The sequence below is a fragment of the Actinospineispora acaciae DSM 45401 genome, from assembly GCF_000620785.1.
GTDB classification, from domain to species: Bacteria; Actinomycetota; Actinomycetes; order Mycobacteriales; family Pseudonocardiaceae; genus Pseudonocardia; species Pseudonocardia acaciae.
The window spans coordinates 69,130-85,287 of record NZ_JIAI01000004.1 but is presented as its reverse complement, the minus strand read 5'-3'; the positions used below and the strand labels follow the sequence as shown (position 1 = coordinate 85,287).

The following is a 16,158-nucleotide window of genomic DNA, read 5'->3' as shown; positions in this document are numbered from 1 at the left end:
CGGTCATCCGCTGATCGCCGACCCGGCCACCGAGCTGCGCGGCGAGCCGGGACCATCGCCGTCACCGTCCGCTCACGCCGTTCGACAGGCCGCCGGCGAGCAGCTCGGCGAGGTGGATGGCTTCGTGCCCGCCGCTGTCGGGGTCGAACCGCAGCCCGGTGTCGCTGCCGGGTCAGAGCGAGCGGCCGCTGCCATCGGCGACCCTTCGGCACGGCCGATGCTCGTGTCCGAGACCGGGCTGCCCAACCGGTTCTACCTGCCGGACCTGCGCTCCGACGAGCTCACCGAGTCGTCGACCAGCACCGTCTGCCCGTACAAGGGCACGGCGAGCTACGCCGGCGCCGGCGAGGTCGCGGACGTGGCGTGGTGCTACCGCGACCCGTTGCCCGAGGCCGGCAAGATCGCCGGATACTGGTGCTTCGACGACGCCAAGGTGGACGTTCGCGTGGACAGCCGGGCGATACCCACGCAGCTGCCCGCTCGGGACCCCCGCCCGCCGACCTGGATCGTCGACCGGTTCGGCGACGCGGTGCGCGGGTGGCTGCACCCGCGCGGGGCCAGCCCCCACGAGTAGGCAGGCAGCGCCGCACGCCGTGCGCGTGGTGCCGCTGACCGTCGTCGAACCAGGGCACCGGCCGCTCACGTATGGCCGGCGCCGGAGCGGGTAGGCCGGCCACGGTGGTCGGGAGGGCAACGAGGTATCCCAACGGCGGAGGGGACGCTGCCATGCGCCCACTGATGCATGTGTCGATCAACGATGGTCCGGGGGTTCGCACCGAGGTGGTGGTGCAGGGCGAAGTGGATCTCTCCAACGCCACGATGCTGGACATCAAGCTGACCTACGCGTGCTCGCGCGCCAGCCACGGGGTGGTCGTCGACCTCGCCCGGTTGGACTTCGTCGACGCCGCCGGCCTGTGCGCCCTGACCAACGCCTGCCGGCTCTGTCGGATTCGCGGGCTCGGCTTCGAGGTGGTCAACCCCAGCAACGCCGCGTTGCGAGCGATCCGAGCCGCCGACGAGGACCGGCTCCTGCCGCTCGACGCCGCGGTGGCATGACGACCGGTGCGCGGGGTCACGCCGCCCGACCGGGGAACCCGCTTGCGGACGTCAGCGCAGTGCACGCAGCAGGCGCGCGACGATCGCGGCCGCCACGAGCCAGAACACCGCGGCGAGGCCGTGGTTGATCGGCAGGGCGAGCTTCGGGTCGTCGGGGGTGAACAGCCCGTCGAACCAGAGCGCGAGCTTGCTGGAGGAATCGGCGAAGAACGTGGTGATCTGGTTCTCGGGGTTGGCATCGAGGAGTGTGAGCACGATGTTCCCGACGAGGATGGCGGCGAAGACCACACCAACCAGACGGACCGCCCCGCTCACGAAGTCAACCGCTCGGCCGAACGTCGCGCCGATCCTGGTAGCCGTTCCGGGAGACCCGCGATCTGTCGTCATGAGCGGGTGATGCCCGGCACGTGCCGGGATATACCGGTTGTTATCGATTTGTGCCCGGTTTACCGACGAGCTTGGTGAGCGCGAAGCCGCCCACTCCGCCCAGCACCACGGCCACGACGTAGACGGTGACCGCCCGGAGATCGGATGCTGGGCGCCTCGGTGCGCTCTCGGGTTCGGGCAATGTCGTCATCGGTACAGGGTCGTCATCGGTACAGGGTCTCGCGCAGGGGGACCTCTCACTCGGACATCTCGCCCAGCCGAGGGTCGCGGTCGACCACATATCCGCGAGACCTACGACCACTACCAGGGTCACGGCTCGGTCAGCAGGGCGATCGGGGCGTTGCCGCAGCGGCGCAGCGTGGCGCGGGGGCCGGTCAGTGACTCGGCGCCGGAGGTCCACCACGCCGGGACGTCCGGCTCGCGGACCACCGACCCGGTGACCTGCCGCGCCAGGGTGGACACGATCACCCTGCCCTGCGCGTTCACCAGCGCGGCGCGGGCCGTCCGGTCCAGGCTCGGCTGTACGGCGTGTTCGAACTCGCGGACGAACATGTCGGCGCCGACCACGCCGGCGAACGCCCGGCCTCGGCGGACCGGGATGGTGAAGGTCAGGGTGTACTCGTCGGTGCACAGGTAGTCGACGTACGGGCCGGTGATGTGCCGGCGCCCGGTGTCGCGGGGCACGGTGAACCAGGACTGGCGGGTGTAGTCCAGGAAGTGGTCGCTGGCGGGGTCCAGGCTGATGAACAGCTGGCTGGGCGTGCCGGTGAACGCGGTGGTCCACCACTCGAAGCCGAACTCCTGGTCGGCCAGGGCGTGCGGGGCGGCGATGAAGCCGGCGCCGACGACCAGCCCGCCGAGGGTGTCCAGCACCGGCGGGCGCAGCCGCTCCAGGTCGGTGGCGGTCGGCCGCCCGGGGGCGGCGAGCAGCGCCTCGGCGGCGGCGAGCAGCGGTTCGAGGCCGGTGAAGACCCCTTCCACGATGCTCGACACCTGCTCGACGACGTCGTCGCCGGTTCGCGTCCGCGTGTCCGTCACGGTGCTCACCCCAGGGTTGGAAGCTTACGGATCGATCAGGTCCAGGTGTAGCTCCGCCAGCCGGTCGATCGCGTCCAGGATGTGGCGCTCGGTCAGCCGCCGGGCCAGCTCGCCGTCGCCGTCCGCGATGGCCTTCGTGATCGCGTCGTGCGCGGCGTACGCGTGCTCGTGGTGATCCGTGCGGCCGACCGGAAGCCACAACAGCCCGCCCTGTTCGGCCTGGAGCTGGAGCTCCTGACGGGTCAGCCGGGGCGACTGCGCGGCCGCCGCGACCTCCAGGTGGAAGTGCCGCTCGGCGCGCGAGGCCGCCGTCCCGGTCGCGGCGGCGATGTCCTCGGTGGCCAGCCGGAGACGGTCCATGTCGTCGGCGGTGCTGCGCTCGGCGGCCAGCTTGGCCGCGGTGCCGGCGATCGCCAGGTAGTGGTCGCCGACGTCGCGCAGGTCGGTCAGGGACACCGCGCGCAGGCGCCGCCGCCAGGCCTCGGCGGGAGAGCCCTGGGAGTCGGCGGGGGTCCGCACGAAGCTGCCCCCGCCGCGCCCTCGGCGGGTCTCCACCAGCCCGAGCTGGCGCAACGCGACCAGCGCCTCCCGCACGGTCACCGTGGACACGCCGAACCGGCCGGCCAGCTCGGTCTCGCTGGGCAGCTGTTCGGCATCGCGGAGCAGCCCCAGGGTGATCGCGTCCACCAACCGCCGGGTCACCGCCTCGGCGCGGCCGGCCTGCTCCAGCGGCGCGAACACGGCCGACCGCGCGCTGTGCGACATGCGGCGGACCATCGCGTCCTTCCCGACCTGTGGGTTCCTTCCGGCCGGAGTCTAGCCATTGTCATTTGACATATGGACTTATATGTTTTTGTCAGAGTGTCCGGCGTCACATTCGAGGAGCGTCCCGTGGACCAGTTGAGGCACTTCGTCGGCGGGCGGTACGTCGATGCACTGTCCGGCCCGGTGGCCGAGATCATCGACCCGGTCACCGGGCTGGCGTACACCACCGCCCCGGTGGCGCGCGCCGAGGACGTGGACCGCGCGCTGGCCGCTGCGGCCACGGCGTTCGAGTCGTGGGGGTCGACGACGCCGGCCGAGCGCCAGCTGGCCCTGCTGCGGATCGCCGACGCGGTGCAGCGCCGGGCCGAGGAGATGGTGGCCGTCGAGTCGGCGAACACCGGCAAGCCGCTGGCGGTGACCATGGCCGAGGAGATCCCGATGGTGCTCGACCAGCTGCGGTTCTTCGCCGGCGCCGCCAGGGTGCTGGAGGGCCGTGCGGCCGGGGAGTACCTGGCCGGGCACACCTCGTTCGTGCGGCGCGAACCGGTCGGGGTGTGTGCGCAGGTCACGCCATGGAACTACCCGCTGCTGATGGCCATCTGGAAGATCGCGCCGGCGCTGGCGGCCGGGAACACGGTGGTGCTCAAGCCCTCGGACACCACGCCGGCGTCCACCCTGCTGCTGGCCGAGATCTGCGCGGAGTTCCTGCCGCCCGGGGTGCTCAACGTGATCTGCGGGGACCGCGACACCGGCCGCGCGCTGGTCGCGCACGAGGTCCCGGCCATGGTGTCCATCACCGGGTCGGTGCGCGCCGGGATCGAGGTGGCCGGATCGGCGGCCGCCGACGTCAAGCGGGTCCACCTGGAGCTGGGCGGGAAGGCACCGGTGATCGTGTTCCCGGACGCCGACCTGGCCGCGGTGGCCGAGGCGATAGCGGTGGCCGGGTACTTCAACGGCGGCCAGGACTGCACGGCGGCGACCAGGGTGCTGGTCGGTGGCGGCGCGCACGACGAGTTCGTCTCCGAGCTGACCGGGCAGGCCAGCGCCACCAGGACCGGCCGCCCGGACGACGAGGACGTGCTCTACGGGCCGCTGAACAACTCCGCGCAGCTGGCCAGGGTGAGCGGGTTCGTGGACCGGCTGCCCGACCACGCCTCGGTGACCAGCGGCGGCCGGCGGGTCGGGGACGAGGGCTACTTCTACGCCCCGACGGTGGTCGCCGGGGTGCGCCAGGACGACGAGATCAGCCAGAACGAGGTGTTCGGGCCGGTGATCACCGTGCAGTCGTTCGACGCCGAGGAGGAGGCGGTGGCCGCCGCCAACGGGGTTCGGTACGGGCTGGCGTCCTCGGTGTGGACCGCCGACCACGCCCGCGCCATGCGGTGCGCGGCGCGGCTGGACTTCGGCTGCGTGTGGATCAACACGCACATCCCGCTGGTGGCCGAGATGCCGCACGGCGGGTTCAAGCGCTCCGGGTACGGCAAGGACCTGTCGATGTACGGGCTGGAGGACTACACCCGGGTCAAGCACGTGATGAGCGCCCTGTGACGGCTGTGTCCAGCTCGGAGGAGACGGCGATGCCGCGGCGGGTGCCCGCCCACCCGGCGGTGCGGCTGCGCGGGCTGCGCAAGGACTTCGGGAAGGTGCGCGCGGTGGACCGGGTGGACCTGGACATCCACGCCGGGGAGTTCTTCGCGATGCTCGGCCCGTCCGGCTCGGGCAAGACCTCGCTGCTGCGGATGATCGCCGGCTTCGAGGCCCCGACCGAGGGCACCGTCGAGCTGGACGGCCGCGACGTCACCGCGCTGGCCCCGTTCGACAGGGACGTCAACACGGTGTTCCAGGACTACGCGCTGTTCCCGCACATGAGCGTGGCGCGCAACGTGGAGTACGGCCTGCGGGTCAAGCGGGTGCCCGTCGCCGAACGCCGGGAACGGGTGCGCGAGGCGCTGCGCACGGTGCGGCTGGACGACTACGGCTCGCGGATGCCCGCCCAGCTCTCCGGCGGCGAGCGCCAGCGGGTGGCGCTGGCCAGGGCGCTGGTGAACCGGCCGAAGGTGCTGCTGCTCGACGAGCCGCTCGGCGCGCTGGACCTGACGCTGCGGCTGGCCATGCAGACCGAGCTCAAGCAGATCCAGCGCGACGTGGGCATCACGTTCGTGTTCGTCACCCATGACCAGGGTGAGGCGCTCACCATGAGCGACCGGATAGCGGTGGTCAACAAGGGCGGGGTGGAACAGGTCGGCACCCCCGCCGAGGTGTACGAACGGCCGGCCAGCGCGTTCGTCGCCGGGTTCGTGGGCACCTCGAACCTGGTCGCAGGGCCGGCCGCCGAGTCGCTGCTCGGGCGGTCGGGGGTGTTCAGCATCCGTCCGGAGAAGATCCGGCTGGACGGCGAGCTGTCCACCCCCGCCGAGGACGGCGAGGTCAACGCCACCGGGACGGTCACCGCCGTGGTCTTCGCCGGGGCGCTGGTGCGCTACGAGGTCTCCCTGGACGTCGGCGGGCGGCTGTCGGTGCTGCGCCAGAACGTCTCGGAGCTGCCGGTGCGGCCCGAGGACCGGGTGCGGCTGGCCTGGCGGCGCGAGCACTGCTTCCGGGTCCCGGACGGGCGGTAGTCGGTATCGGCGCGACAAAGGGGTTGTGATGAGGAATCGGAAGGCGCTGCTCGCCGGCGTGCTCTGCGCCGGCCTGCTGGTCGCGGCCTGCGGGACGTCGGGCGGATCGGGAACCGGCGCGCAGCCGGGGGCGAAGGGTTTCAGCCCGCCGTCGCTGCCGGCGATGCCGAAGCTCGGGCAGCCGGAGGGCCAGCTCACCGTCCTGGCCTGGCCCGGCTACGCGGAGAACGGCGGCAACGACCCCAAGGTGAACTGGGTGGCCCCGTTCGAGCAGCAGACCGGCTGCAAGGTCAACGTCAAGACGTTCGGCACCTCGGACGAGGCGGTCACGCTGATGAAGACCGGCCAGTACGACGTGGTGTCCGCGTCCGGCGACGCCTCGCTGCGCCTGATCGCCTCCGGCGACGTGGAGCCGGTCAACACCGCGCTGGTGCCCAACTACGCCGACACCTTCGAGTTCCTCAAGAACAGGTCCTGGAACAGCGTGAACGGGGTGGCCTACGGCATCCCGCACGGCTGGGGCGCGAACCTGCTGACCTGGCGCACCGACAAGGTGACCCCGGCCCCGACCTCCTGGTCGGTCATGTTCGAACCCGGCTCGCCCTACCACGGCAAGATCGTCGCCTACGACTCGCCGATCTACATCGCCGACGCCGCGCTGTACCTGATGGCCCACCAGCCCCAGCTCGGCATCAAGAACCCGTACGCGCTGGACCAGGCGCAGTTCCAGGCCGCGGTGGACCTGCTCAAGCGGCAGCGGCCGATGGTCGGCGAGTACTGGTCGGACTACCTGAAGGAGAGCCAGGCGCTCAAGAACGCCGACGCGGTGGTCGGCACCGGATGGCAGGTCACGGTGAACGTGACCAAGGCCGAGGGCACCCCGCTGGACGCCGCCATCCCGTCCGAGGGCGCCACCGGCTGGTCGGACACCTGGATGCTGGCCGCCCGCTCGCCGCACAAGACCTGCGGCTACCTGTGGCTCAACCACATCGTCAGCCCGAAGACGAACGCCGAGGTCGCGGAGTACTTCGGCGAGGCGCCGGCGAACTCCAAGGCGTGCGCCCAGACCACCGACAAGGGGTTCTGCGACACCTACCACGCCGGCGACGCGGCGTTCGCCTCGAAGATCCAGTACTGGACCACGCCGATCGAGCAGTGCCTGGACGGGCGCAGCGACACCAGGTGCACCGACTACGGCCAGTGGACGCGGGCCTGGACCGAGATCAAGGGCTGACGATGGCCCTGTCCTACCCGGTGTCGCGGTTCCTGCGGCGGCGGCCGGGGGTACGGCTGGGGGTGTTGTTGTCCGGGCCGCTGGCCTGGCTGGGGCTGGCCTACCTGGGCTCGCTGGGCGCGCTGTTCGTCACGGCGTTCTGGCGGACCGACACGTTCACCGGGCTGGTGGTGCCGGAGCTGACCCTGGAGAACTTCCGGGCGTTGGTGACCGACTCGGTCTATCGGACGATCACGCTGCGCACGGTGGGCATCGCGGCGGTGGTCACGGTGGTGGACGCGGTGATCGCGTTCCCGATGGCGTTCTGCATGGCCCGGGTGGTGCCACCGGCGGCGCGGCGGGTGCTGGTGATCGCGGTGCTGACCCCGCTGTGGGCGTCGTACCTGGTGAAGGCCTATGCCTGGCGGGCGATGCTGTCCGGGCAGGGGGTGCTGCACTGGCTGCTGAGCCCGTTCGGGCTGGACACCCCGGGCTACGGGCTGGCGGCCACCGTGATCACGCTGTCCTACCTGTGGCTGCCGTACATGATCCTGCCCATCTTCGCCGGCCTGGAGCGGCTGCCCGGCTCGCTGGTGGACGCGGCCGGGGACCTGGGCGCGAAGCCGTTGCGGGCGTTCCGCACGGTGATCCTGCCGCTGACCATGCCCGCCGTGGTGGCCGGGTCGATCTTCACGTTCTCGCTGTCGCTGGGCGACTACATCACCGTGCAGATCGTCGGCGGCACCAGCCAGATGCTGGGCAACGTCGTCTACAGCAACATCGGCGCGGCCAACAACCTGCCGTTCGCGGCCACCGTCGCCCTGGTCCCGGTGGTGATCATGATCGGTTACCTGGCCGCCGCCAGGCGCACGGGCGCGTTGGACAATCTGTAAAGGAGGTCGTCGTGCGGACGTCGCGGTGGGTGCTCTACGGCGCGCTGGCGGCCGGGCTCGCGGTGATCTACTTCCCGCTGCTGCTGGTGCTGCTGAACTCGTTCAACGCGGACGCCACGTTCGGCTGGCCGCCGTCCACGCTGACCGCGCAGTGGTGGGTCCGCGCCGCGGGGAACGCCGGCGTGCTGGCCGCGCTGTGGACCAGCGTGCGGGCCGGGCTGGCCGCCACGGCCATCGCGCTGGTGCTCGGCACGATGGCGGCGTTCGCGCTGCGGCGTTATCGGTTCTTCGGCCGGGACGCGGTGTCGCTGCTGCTGGTGCTGCCGATCGCGCTGCCCGGCATCGTCACCGGCATCGCGCTGAACAACGCCTTCCGCACCGTGCTCGGGGTGGGCCTCGGGCTGTTCACCGCGATCGTCGCGCACGCCACGTTCTGCATAGTGGTGGTGTTCAACAACGTGGTGGCCAGGCTGCGCCGGATGGGCGGGAACCTGGACGAGGCGTCCGCCGACCTCGGCGCGGACGGGTTCACCACGTTCCGGCTGGTGACCTTCCCGCTGCTGCGCTCGGCGCTGCTCGCCGGCGGGTTGCTGGCGTTCGCGCTGTCCTTCGACGAGATCATCGTGACCACGTTCACCCTGGGCACCGGGCTGGAGACGCTGCCGATCTGGATCCTGAACAACCTGTTCCGGCCGAACCAGGCCCCGATCGTGAACGTGGTGGCCGCGGTGCTTGTCGTGGTGTCGACGGTCCCGGTGTACCTGGCGCAGCGGCTGTCCGGCGACAGCGCGGGCGGCGGCCGGCTCTAGGGTCCGGGGAGCACGGCGGTGGCCTGGATCTCGATCATGGCGCCGGGCGGCATCAGGCTGGACACGCCGATCAGGGCGCTGGCCGGGAAGCGGTCGCCGAAGTACTCGCGGCGGATGCCGGTGAAGACGCGGCCGTGGCGGACGTCGGTGATGAACACGGTCATGGTGACGATGTCGTCGAGGGTGCCGCCGGCCGCCTCGACCCCGAGCCGGACCCGGTCGAGGGCCGCGCGGCACTGCTCGGCGAAGTCGAGCGAGACCACCTCGTGGTCGGTGCCCAGGCCGCACTGCCCGGCCAGGAACACCTGACGGCCCACCACCACGCACTGTGAGTAGCCGTACTCGCTCGGGTCCTCCAGCCCGTCGACGGGCACGATCCGCTTGGTTCCCACTGACGTTTCCCTTCTAGTCCACGTCGAGCCCGACCGGCTCGGGCGCCGCTCCTCGGGTGACCCGCATCAGGCCGCTGTCGCACACCTTGAGCCTGGGGATGGCCGAGGCCAGGCAGCCGAAGCCGACGGTGGTGAGCACCCCTGGGTGCGGGCAGCCGAGGTCCTCGCGCAGCGCCCGGTCGACCCGCACGCACGCCGCCGCCACCCGCCGCGAGGGCTCGTCGGAGAAGATGCCGAGCAGCGGCAGCGCGGCCTCGGCCCGTACCTCGCCGTCGCGGGCCACCACGATGCCGCCGCCGAGCTCGATCACGCGGTTGGCGGCCCGTGCCATGTCGTGTTCGTCGACGCCGGCCACCATGAGGTTCGACGTGCCGGGGTTGACGGTGGCCGCGAACGCGCCGTGGGCGATGTCGAGGCCGAGGGCGACGGCCAGCCCGATCCGGCCGGAGCGCTGGTGGCGGTCGATCACCGCGACCTTGGCCAGCCCCTGGCCCGGCGCCAACCGGCCGGCGTCGAGGCGCACGTCCTCGTGCAGCTCCTCGGTGAGCAGCGAGCCGGACCGGAAGCCGATCACCCGCAGCGTGGCGCCGGCCGGGGCGAGGAGGAAGTCGGACGCGCTCAGCGGGCCGGCCACCGCGATGGTGTCCGACCACTCGGGCGGGTAGCCGGGCGGGTCGGCGGCGAGCAGGTAGTGGTGGTCCTCGGCGGCCAGCCGGCCGCGCGCGTAGACCCGCCGCACCCGCCAGTCGCCGAGGTCCTCGACCAGCGCCAGCGAGGCGAACCGGCCGGGCGCGACCGCGCCGTAGTCGCCGTCCACGCCCATGCTTCGCGCCGAGTTCAGGGTGGCCATCCGCACCGCGTCCAGCGGCGCGATGCCCTGCCGCACGGCCAGCCGCAGCTTGTGGTCCAGGTGGCCGTCCTCGACCAGGGACGCCAGCTCCTGCTCGTCCGTGCACAGCGCGAAGCAGGCCGGGTCGGCGCCGTGCTCGGTCACCGCGCGGGCCACCGCGCGCAGGTCGCGGGCCGCCGAGCCCTCCCTGATCTGCACCACCACGCCGGCCCGCGCGCGCTGCAGTGCCTCCTCGGCGGTGGCCGTCTCGTGGTCCGAGCGGCAGCCCAGCGCGGCCGAGGCCTGCACCAGCCTGGTGTCCAACCCCTCCAGGTGGCCGGCGACCACCCGGCCGCGGCGCAGTGCCTCGGCGTAGACCTCGCCGGGACCCCCGTCCAGCCCGACCGTCCAGCTCCACTCCCGGATCTCCACGCACCTGTCGTCGGCCACCCAGCGCAGTACGTCGTCGGTCGTGGCGGCCCCGGTACGTACCGCTGCGAGGAACGGGGAGAGCAGCAGGTCGAGGCCGGTGCCGGCGGAGCGGTCGATGAGCAGGTCGACGGCGGCGGCGCCGGCGATCACGGCGGGCTCGTAGAAGCAGGTGCTGTAGGCGACGGTGCCGCGCGGCACCAGCACCTCGGCCAGCCGCTCGACGGTCAGTTGCGAGCTGCCCACGTGCAGGTGCGGCTCGACGAAACCGGGCAGCACGAACAGCCCGGCGCAGTCGTGCATCTCGGTCGCCTCGCCCACGGTGTACGACACGTCGCCCACCGCCGCGATCCGCTCGCCGCCGATCGCCACGTCGGCGGCCGCGATCCGCCGGTTGAACACGTCGACGACGCGGCCGCCGCGCAGCACCGTGTCGGCGGGCCGATGCCCGGCGGCCACCTCGCCGGCGTGCCGGCGGCCGGCGACCTCGGCGAGCACGTGCGCGTTGGATCGGGTCGGTGCCATCCGTCCTCCCTAGCCGTGGGTTTCCGCGGTGTCTGCGCCTCACTCGCCGGCGGGGCTGCGAAGGCGCTCTCCTGTTGGTTGCTTTCCGACCGATGCGGGTCGCGCCACGAAGTCCGCCCCCAGGTAGGCGTCGAGCACCAGCGGGTCGCGCTGGATCTTCTCCGGTGAGCCCTCGGCGATGCACCGCCCCCGGGAGAGCACCAGCACCCGGTCGGACAGGCCCAGCACGAACGGCATGTTGTGCTCCACCACGAGGAAGGTGTGGCCCGCGCGGTTCAGCTCCACGATCAGCTCGCCCATCCGCTCGATGAGCCGGGGGTTGATGCCCCCGGCCGGCTCGTCCAGCAGGATCAGCTTCGGCTCCAGGATGAGCACCTGCGCCAGCTCGACCAGTTTGCGCTGGCCGTAGGACAGCGCGGCGGCCGGCTGGTCGCGCAGCGCGCCCATGCCCACCAGGTCGAGCAGCTCGCCGGCGCGGCGGGCCTCCGGGCCGCTCACCGCGACCGCGCCCAGCCCGCGCCAGGAGAACGCGCGCAGCGGCGTCACCACGTTCTCCAGCACGCTCATCCGGCCGAACAGCCGGGTGGTCTGGAAGGTGCGGGCCAGCCCCCGGTGCGCCCGCGACCAGGCGGGCAGCCGGTCCACCCGCTCGCCGTCCAGCCACACCTCGCCGCCGTCGGCCCGCATGGTGCCGCCGACCAGGTTGAACGTGGTGGTCTTGCCGGAGCCGTTGGGGCCGATCAGCGCGGTGATCGAGCCGGCGGCCACCGCGAACGAGCAGCCGTCCACGGCCCGCACGCCGCCGAAGCCCCTGCGCAGCCCGCGCACCTGCAGCATCGGCCGATCCGGCGGTGGCGCGACCCGCTCGCGCACGCCGGTCACGCGCCCGGGCCGCGCCGGCTCGCCGCCTCCTCCGGGAACCGGGCCGCCGCCCCGGCCCCTGGCGAAGCCCTCGACAGTGGGCAGCAGTCCCCGGGGGAAGAACAGCGTCACCGCGACCAGCAGGCCGCCGACGATGAGCAGCCGCACGTTGCCGCCGCCGAGCGTGAGGTTGCCGTAGTAGTCCAGGAACTGCAGCACGAACGCGCCGATCACCGGCCCGAACAGCGTGCCGGTGCCGCCCAGCAGCATGGCGAGCAGCATCTGGCCGCTGAGCAGGACGCTGAACACGTACACCGGGTCGATGAACGCGGCGTAGTACGCGTAGACCCCGCCGGCCAGCCCGAGCACCGCCGCGCCCATCGCGAAGCCCACTACCTTGTAGACGCGGGTGTTCACCCCGATGGTGGCGGCCTTGTCCTCGTCGTCGCGGATCGCGAACAGCCCCAGCCCCAGCTTGGTCCGGCGCACCCGCGCGGACAGCAGCAGCGCCGCGACCAGCAGCGCGAACAGCGCGAAGTGGAACGGCCAGTTCAGGTAGGCAGGGCTCCAGCCCGGGGTGGGCAGCGGCAGCCCCGCCGGGCCGTTGGTCAGCGGGGTGGCCTGGGTGGCGACGAACTGGACCAGCAGCAACGCGGTCATGGTGAGGATGACGAAGGTGTGCCCGCGCCCGCGCGCCGCGACCGCCCCGACGAACAGTGCGTACACCGCCGAGGCGAGCGCGGCGGCCGGCAGCCACACGAACGGCGAGAGCCCGGTGTGCCTGGCGAGGATGGCCGCCGTGTAGGCGCCCACCCCGAACGGCACCGCCTCGCCGAACGAGAAGTAGCCGCCGTAGCCGCCCATGATGTTGACCGCGACGGCGCTCACCGCCAGCACCATGGACAGGATCACCAGGTTCTGGTGCGCCTGGTTCGCGGTGAACAGCGGGACGCCGCCGAGCAGCACCGCGCCGGCCAGCACCGCCAGCCGCCGCACGCGCGCCGTCACGGGACGTCCTGGCGCAGCCGGGTGCCGAGCAGGCCCTGTGGGCGCAGCAGCAGCACCGCGAACACCGCGAGGTAGGGCACCGAGGTGGTCCAGTCCACCCCGATGTAGTGCGAGGTCAGGCTCTCCGCCACGCCCAGTGCGAGGCCGGCCAGCACGGTGCCGGCGAGGTTGCCCATGCCGCCCAGCACCACTATCGCGAGCAGCCGGGCCAGCCACGCCGTGCCCGAGCCGGGCACGAACGGGTACAGCACGCCGATGATCGACCCGCCGGCGGCGGTGGCGGCCACCCCGGTGGCGAAGGCGACCGAGGCGATCGCACCGACGTTGATGCCGACCAGCGCGGCGCCCTGCGGGTTGGCCGCCGAGGCGCGGATCGCCCGGCCGGTCCAGGTGCGCCGCAGGAACGCGACCAGCGCGGTGAGCAGCACCAGCGCCAGCACCAGCCCGACGGCCTGCACGAACGGGACGAAGAGGGGGCCGAGGTGGAAGGACTCGTCGGCGTAGGCGGGGCGGATGCTGCGCGCGTTGTTCCCCCACGCGAAGCCCATGCCGGCCTCGATGAGCAGGCCGAGCCCGAACGGCAGCAGGATCGCCGCGCCGACGTAGTCCGCCCGCACCGGGCGGATCACCGTCGCGTAGAGCAGCCAGCCGAGGCCGAACATCAGCGGGGTGGTGACGACCAGCGCCACCAGCGGGTCTAGCCCGGTCCGGTCCCAGACCGAGTAGGTGAGGAACGCGGCGAGGATGAGCAGCGCGCCATGGGCGAAGTTGATCACCTGCATGACGCCGTAGATGAGCGAGAGGCCGGCGCCGGCCAGCGCGTAGGTGCTGCCGATGAGCAGGCCCAGCACCACGGCCTGGGTCAGCGCGGTCAACACGACCGCCAGCAGGTGAGGATCCGGTCGCTGGTGGCCAGCCGTGCCGGCAGCACCACCTTCGGCACGCCGTGCTGCCACTGGCCGATGGCGAACTCGCTGAGCGGGGCGCCGGTCGCGTCCCAGGACAGCGGGCCGATGACGGTCTCCACCGAGGTGGCGTGCAGCCAGTCGGCCAACGCCCGCTGGTCGGCGATGCCGCGGGCGCCGACCGCGGCCAGCGCCGCCGCGAGCACCTGGCCAGCCGCGTAGGCGCCGGCGGACAGCCGGCCGGGGTCGGTGCCGAACTCCGAGCGGAACCGCTGGACGAACTCGGCGTTGTCCCGGCTGTTCAGGTTCGGGCTGTAGCCGGCGGGGTAGAACACGCCCTCGGTGTTGGCGGCGCCGACCGCCTCGGGGTACTCCTTCGGGTACACCGGCGAGCTGCTCTGGTAGAGCAGCCGGGGGGTGGCGCCGGCCTTGAGCAGCGCCCGCAGGAACCCGGTCTCGTCCTCGAAACCGCCCGCGTTGACCACCAGCTGCGCGCCGCTGTCCTTGACCTGGCTGGCGATCGGGTCGAAGTTCCGCTCGCCGAACTGGTAGGTCGCGCTCAGCGCGGTGCGGACCCCGGCCTGCTCCAGCAGGGTGCGCATGCCGGTCACCGTCGAGCTGGTGAACGGGTCCTTGGTGAGGACGTAGGCGACCGAGGCCGGGCGCTCGGCCGGCGGCAGGCCGGCGACGTGTCTGGCGAAGGCCACGCCGAAGTTCCAGGACGGCGCCGGCTCGGTGTAGAAGTACATCGGCGAGCGGCGGTCGAAGATCTCCGGCGCGGCGCCGGCCGGGTCGAGGTAGAGCTTGCGCCCGCGCTCGGCCACCGACAGCGCCGGGACCGTCAGCCGGGTGGAGAACGTGCCGATCAGGAAGTCCACGTTGTAGCCGCCGAGCAGCGCGTTGAAGTCGCTGATCACCGTGTTCTGGTTGCTGGCGTCGTCGAGGATCTTCAGCTCGACGCGGCGGCCCAGGATCCCGCCGCGCTCGTTGACCATCCGCTCCCACACCTGGTAGCCGCGCTGCACGGCGACGCCGGTCTGGGAGTCCTGGCCGGTCAGCGGCAGGGAGGTGCCGATCATGATCGGGCGGCCGGCGCCGTCGCCGTTCTGAGTGCCGGCCAGGCCGCAGCCGGTGAGGGCCAGCGCCGCCGAGAGGACCAGCGCGCTCACCGCCCGGCGCGCGCTCATCGCCCGCACCGCCAGCAGTCCAGGATCGTCTGGGTGGTCGCCAGGTCCCTGGGCAGCACGATCTGGGGCGCACCGCGCTGCCACTGCCCGGTGGCGAAGGTGCCCTGGGACGCCCCCCGCGCGTCCCAGGACAGCGCGCCGAGCACGGTGTTCACCTTGTTCGCGTGCAGCCAGTCGGCCAGTGCGAGCTGGTCTTTGATGCCCTTCTCGCCGACGGCGGTCAGCGCGGCGCGCAGGATCTGGCCGGCGGCGAACGCGAACGCCGACAACCCGCCCGGCCGGTCTCCGAACAGCTCCTGGTAGGCCTTGACGAACGCCGCGTTGCCCTCGCTGGCCAGGGTCGGGGTGTAGCCGGCGGGGTAGAAGACGCCGTCGGCGTTCTCGGCGCCGACGCCGGCCGCGTACTCGGCGAGCTCGCCCGGCGCGTTCGTCTGGTAGAGCATCCTCGGCGCGGCGCCCGCCTTGAGCATGGCGCGCAGCAGGGACACCTCGTCGGCGAAGCCGCCGGCGGAGACCACCAGCTCGGCGCCGCTCTGCTTGACCCGGTTGGCGATCGGGTCGAAGTTGCGCTCGCCGAACGGGTAGGTGGCGGTCAGCACGGTCCGCACGCCGGCCTCGGAGAGGATGGTTCTCATCCCGTTGACGGTGCTGGCGGTGAACGGGTCCTCGGTGAGGACGTACCCGACGGTGGCCGGCCGCCGGTCCGGGGGCATGGCGGCGACGTGCCTGGCGAACGGGACGCCGAAGTCCCACGGCGGCGCCGGCTCGGTGTAGAAGTACGTCGGCGAGCGGCGGTCGAAGACCTCCGGCGCGGCGCCGGCCGGATCGAGGTAGAGCAGCCTGTTGCGCTCGGTGATGGACAGCGCGGGCAGCGCGAGGCGGGTGGAGAAGGTGCCGATCACGAAGTCGACCTTCTCCGTGCCGATCAGCGCGTTGAAGTCGCTGATCACGGTGTTCTGGTTGCTGGCGTCGTCGAGCACCTTCAACGTGACCCGGCGACCGAGCAGCCCGCCCTGCTCGTTGACCACCTTGACCCAGGCGTCGTAGCCGCGTCGGACCGCCACGCCGAGCTGCGCGTCCTCACCGGTCAGCGGCAGCGAGGTGCCGATGGTGATCTCGTTTCGGTCCCAGCCGCCGCCCCCGCCGCTGTCGCTGCCGCCGATGCCGCAGCCGGCCAGCACCAGCGCGAGCGCCAGCGACAACGCCGTGGTCGCCGTGATGGCTCTCATGCCTCACCGCCCTT

16 protein-coding genes are annotated in these 16,158 nt (G+C 72.3%); 7 read left to right on the top strand and 9 right to left on the bottom strand.

The window, feature by feature from the left end; genetic code table 11:
- The first annotated feature begins 217 nt into the window (after nucleotides 1–217).
- Together N912_RS53385 and N912_RS53380 are read left to right on the top strand one after the other, a co-directional pair.
- Entirely contained in the window at nucleotides 218–574 is a 357-nt protein-coding gene (locus N912_RS53385; RefSeq protein ID WP_051580510.1) for a DUF427 domain-containing protein, read from the top strand.
- A gap of 170 nt (nucleotides 575–744) precedes the next feature.
- Entirely contained in the window at nucleotides 745–1,056 is a 312-nt protein-coding gene (locus N912_RS53380; RefSeq protein ID WP_169747916.1) for an STAS domain-containing protein, read from the top strand.
- Nucleotides 1,057–1,107: 51 nt separating this feature from the next.
- Here the strand turns inward: N912_RS53380 and N912_RS0120470 are convergent, their stop codons facing one another.
- The 3 genes from N912_RS0120470 to N912_RS0120460 form a co-directional block, all read right to left on the bottom strand.
- The gene (locus tag N912_RS0120470; protein WP_245645360.1) at nucleotides 1,108–1,371 is read right to left on the bottom strand and encodes a hypothetical protein; all 264 of its coding nucleotides are present in this window, start codon (nucleotides 1,369–1,371) and stop codon (nucleotides 1,108–1,110) included.
- A gap of 381 nt (nucleotides 1,372–1,752) precedes the next feature.
- Complete coding sequence (locus N912_RS0120465; RefSeq protein WP_028923868.1) at nucleotides 1,753–2,481, bottom strand: cache domain-containing protein; 729 nt, start codon at nucleotides 2,479–2,481, stop codon at nucleotides 1,753–1,755.
- Between the two features lie 24 nt (nucleotides 2,482–2,505).
- Complete coding sequence (locus N912_RS0120460; protein ID WP_028923867.1) at nucleotides 2,506–3,258, bottom strand: FadR/GntR family transcriptional regulator; 753 nt, start codon at nucleotides 3,256–3,258, stop codon at nucleotides 2,506–2,508.
- Between the two features lie 114 nt (nucleotides 3,259–3,372).
- On the opposite strand from N912_RS0120460, the gene N912_RS0120455 reads away from it, so the two are divergent.
- From N912_RS0120455 to N912_RS0120435, 5 genes are read left to right on the top strand one after another with little or no spacing between them, the layout of a single operon-like run.
- Nucleotides 3,373–4,794, top strand: a complete 1,422-nt coding sequence (locus N912_RS0120455) for an aminobutyraldehyde dehydrogenase (RefSeq protein ID WP_028923866.1) — start codon at nucleotides 3,373–3,375, stop codon at nucleotides 4,792–4,794.
- Between the two features lie 29 nt (nucleotides 4,795–4,823).
- Complete coding sequence (locus tag N912_RS0120450; RefSeq protein ID WP_037065910.1) at nucleotides 4,824–5,864, top strand: ABC transporter ATP-binding protein; 1,041 nt, start codon at nucleotides 4,824–4,826, stop codon at nucleotides 5,862–5,864.
- A 28-nt stretch (nucleotides 5,865–5,892) separates the two neighbouring features.
- The gene (locus N912_RS0120445) at nucleotides 5,893–7,098 is read left to right on the top strand and encodes an ABC transporter substrate-binding protein (RefSeq protein WP_028923864.1); all 1,206 of its coding nucleotides are present in this window, start codon (nucleotides 5,893–5,895) and stop codon (nucleotides 7,096–7,098) included.
- A 2-nt stretch (nucleotides 7,099–7,100) separates the two neighbouring features.
- Nucleotides 7,101–7,970, top strand: a complete 870-nt coding sequence (locus N912_RS0120440) for an ABC transporter permease (protein WP_037065773.1) — start codon at nucleotides 7,101–7,103, stop codon at nucleotides 7,968–7,970.
- Between the two features lie 11 nt (nucleotides 7,971–7,981).
- Complete coding sequence (locus tag N912_RS0120435; RefSeq protein ID WP_028923862.1) at nucleotides 7,982–8,779, top strand: ABC transporter permease; 798 nt, start codon at nucleotides 7,982–7,984, stop codon at nucleotides 8,777–8,779.
- Here the strand turns inward: N912_RS0120435 and N912_RS53375 are convergent.
- Genes N912_RS53375 through N912_RS53365 form a run of 6 tightly spaced genes read right to left on the bottom strand, consistent with a single transcriptional unit; the run spans nucleotide 8,776 to nucleotide 16,144 of the window.
- Nucleotides 8,776–9,171: a RidA family protein gene (locus tag N912_RS53375; RefSeq protein WP_051580508.1), complete on the bottom strand. Its 396-nt coding sequence runs from the start codon at nucleotides 9,169–9,171 to the stop codon at nucleotides 8,776–8,778. The two genes, N912_RS0120435 and N912_RS53375, sit on opposite strands and share 4 nt — an antisense overlap.
- Nucleotides 9,172–9,184: 13 nt before the next feature.
- Nucleotides 9,185–10,954, bottom strand: a complete 1,770-nt coding sequence (locus N912_RS0120425) for an adenine deaminase C-terminal domain-containing protein (RefSeq protein WP_028923861.1) — start codon at nucleotides 10,952–10,954, stop codon at nucleotides 9,185–9,187.
- A 39-nt stretch (nucleotides 10,955–10,993) separates the two neighbouring features.
- On the bottom strand, nucleotides 10,994–12,823 hold the full coding sequence (locus N912_RS53370) for a branched-chain amino acid ABC transporter ATP-binding protein/permease (RefSeq protein WP_064745335.1): 1,830 nt from the start codon (nucleotides 12,821–12,823) through the stop codon (nucleotides 10,994–10,996).
- Nucleotides 12,820–13,701 carry a branched-chain amino acid ABC transporter permease gene (locus N912_RS0120415; protein ID WP_211261322.1) on the bottom strand — a complete coding sequence of 294 codons (882 nt, stop codon included), beginning with the start codon at nucleotides 13,699–13,701 and terminating at the stop codon, nucleotides 12,820–12,822. Before N912_RS0120415 ends, N912_RS53370 begins: the two co-directional genes overlap by 4 nt.
- A complete protein-coding gene (locus N912_RS0120410) occupies nucleotides 13,695–14,915 on the bottom strand; it encodes an ABC transporter substrate-binding protein (protein ID WP_028923859.1) in 1,221 nt (406 codons plus the stop codon). Before N912_RS0120410 ends, N912_RS0120415 begins: the two co-directional genes overlap by 7 nt.
- The gene (locus tag N912_RS53365) at nucleotides 14,912–16,144 is read right to left on the bottom strand and encodes an amino acid ABC transporter substrate-binding protein (protein WP_051580506.1); all 1,233 of its coding nucleotides are present in this window, start codon (nucleotides 16,142–16,144) and stop codon (nucleotides 14,912–14,914) included. Before N912_RS53365 ends, N912_RS0120410 begins: the two co-directional genes overlap by 4 nt.
- Nucleotides 16,145–16,158: the final 14 nt, after the last annotated feature.

Coding starts and splice junctions, on each gene's coding strand:
- N912_RS53385 (WP_051580510.1), top strand. CDS start 218: ATGCTCGTGTCCGAGACCGGGCTGCCCAACCGGTTCTACCTGCCGGAC.
- N912_RS0120460 (WP_028923867.1), bottom strand. CDS start 3,258: ATGGTCCGCCGCATGTCGCACAGCGCGCGGTCGGCCGTGTTCGCGCCG.
- N912_RS0120450 (WP_037065910.1), top strand. CDS start 4,824: ATGCCGCGGCGGGTGCCCGCCCACCCGGCGGTGCGGCTGCGCGGGCTG.
- N912_RS0120445 (WP_028923864.1), top strand. CDS start 5,893: ATGAGGAATCGGAAGGCGCTGCTCGCCGGCGTGCTCTGCGCCGGCCTG.
- N912_RS0120440 (WP_037065773.1), top strand. CDS start 7,101: ATGGCCCTGTCCTACCCGGTGTCGCGGTTCCTGCGGCGGCGGCCGGGG.
- N912_RS0120425 (WP_028923861.1), bottom strand. CDS start 10,954: ATGGCACCGACCCGATCCAACGCGCACGTGCTCGCCGAGGTCGCCGGC.
- N912_RS0120410 (WP_028923859.1), bottom strand. CDS start 14,915: ATGAGCGCGCGCCGGGCGGTGAGCGCGCTGGTCCTCTCGGCGGCGCTG.
- N912_RS53365 (WP_051580506.1), bottom strand. CDS start 16,144: ATGAGAGCCATCACGGCGACCACGGCGTTGTCGCTGGCGCTCGCGCTG.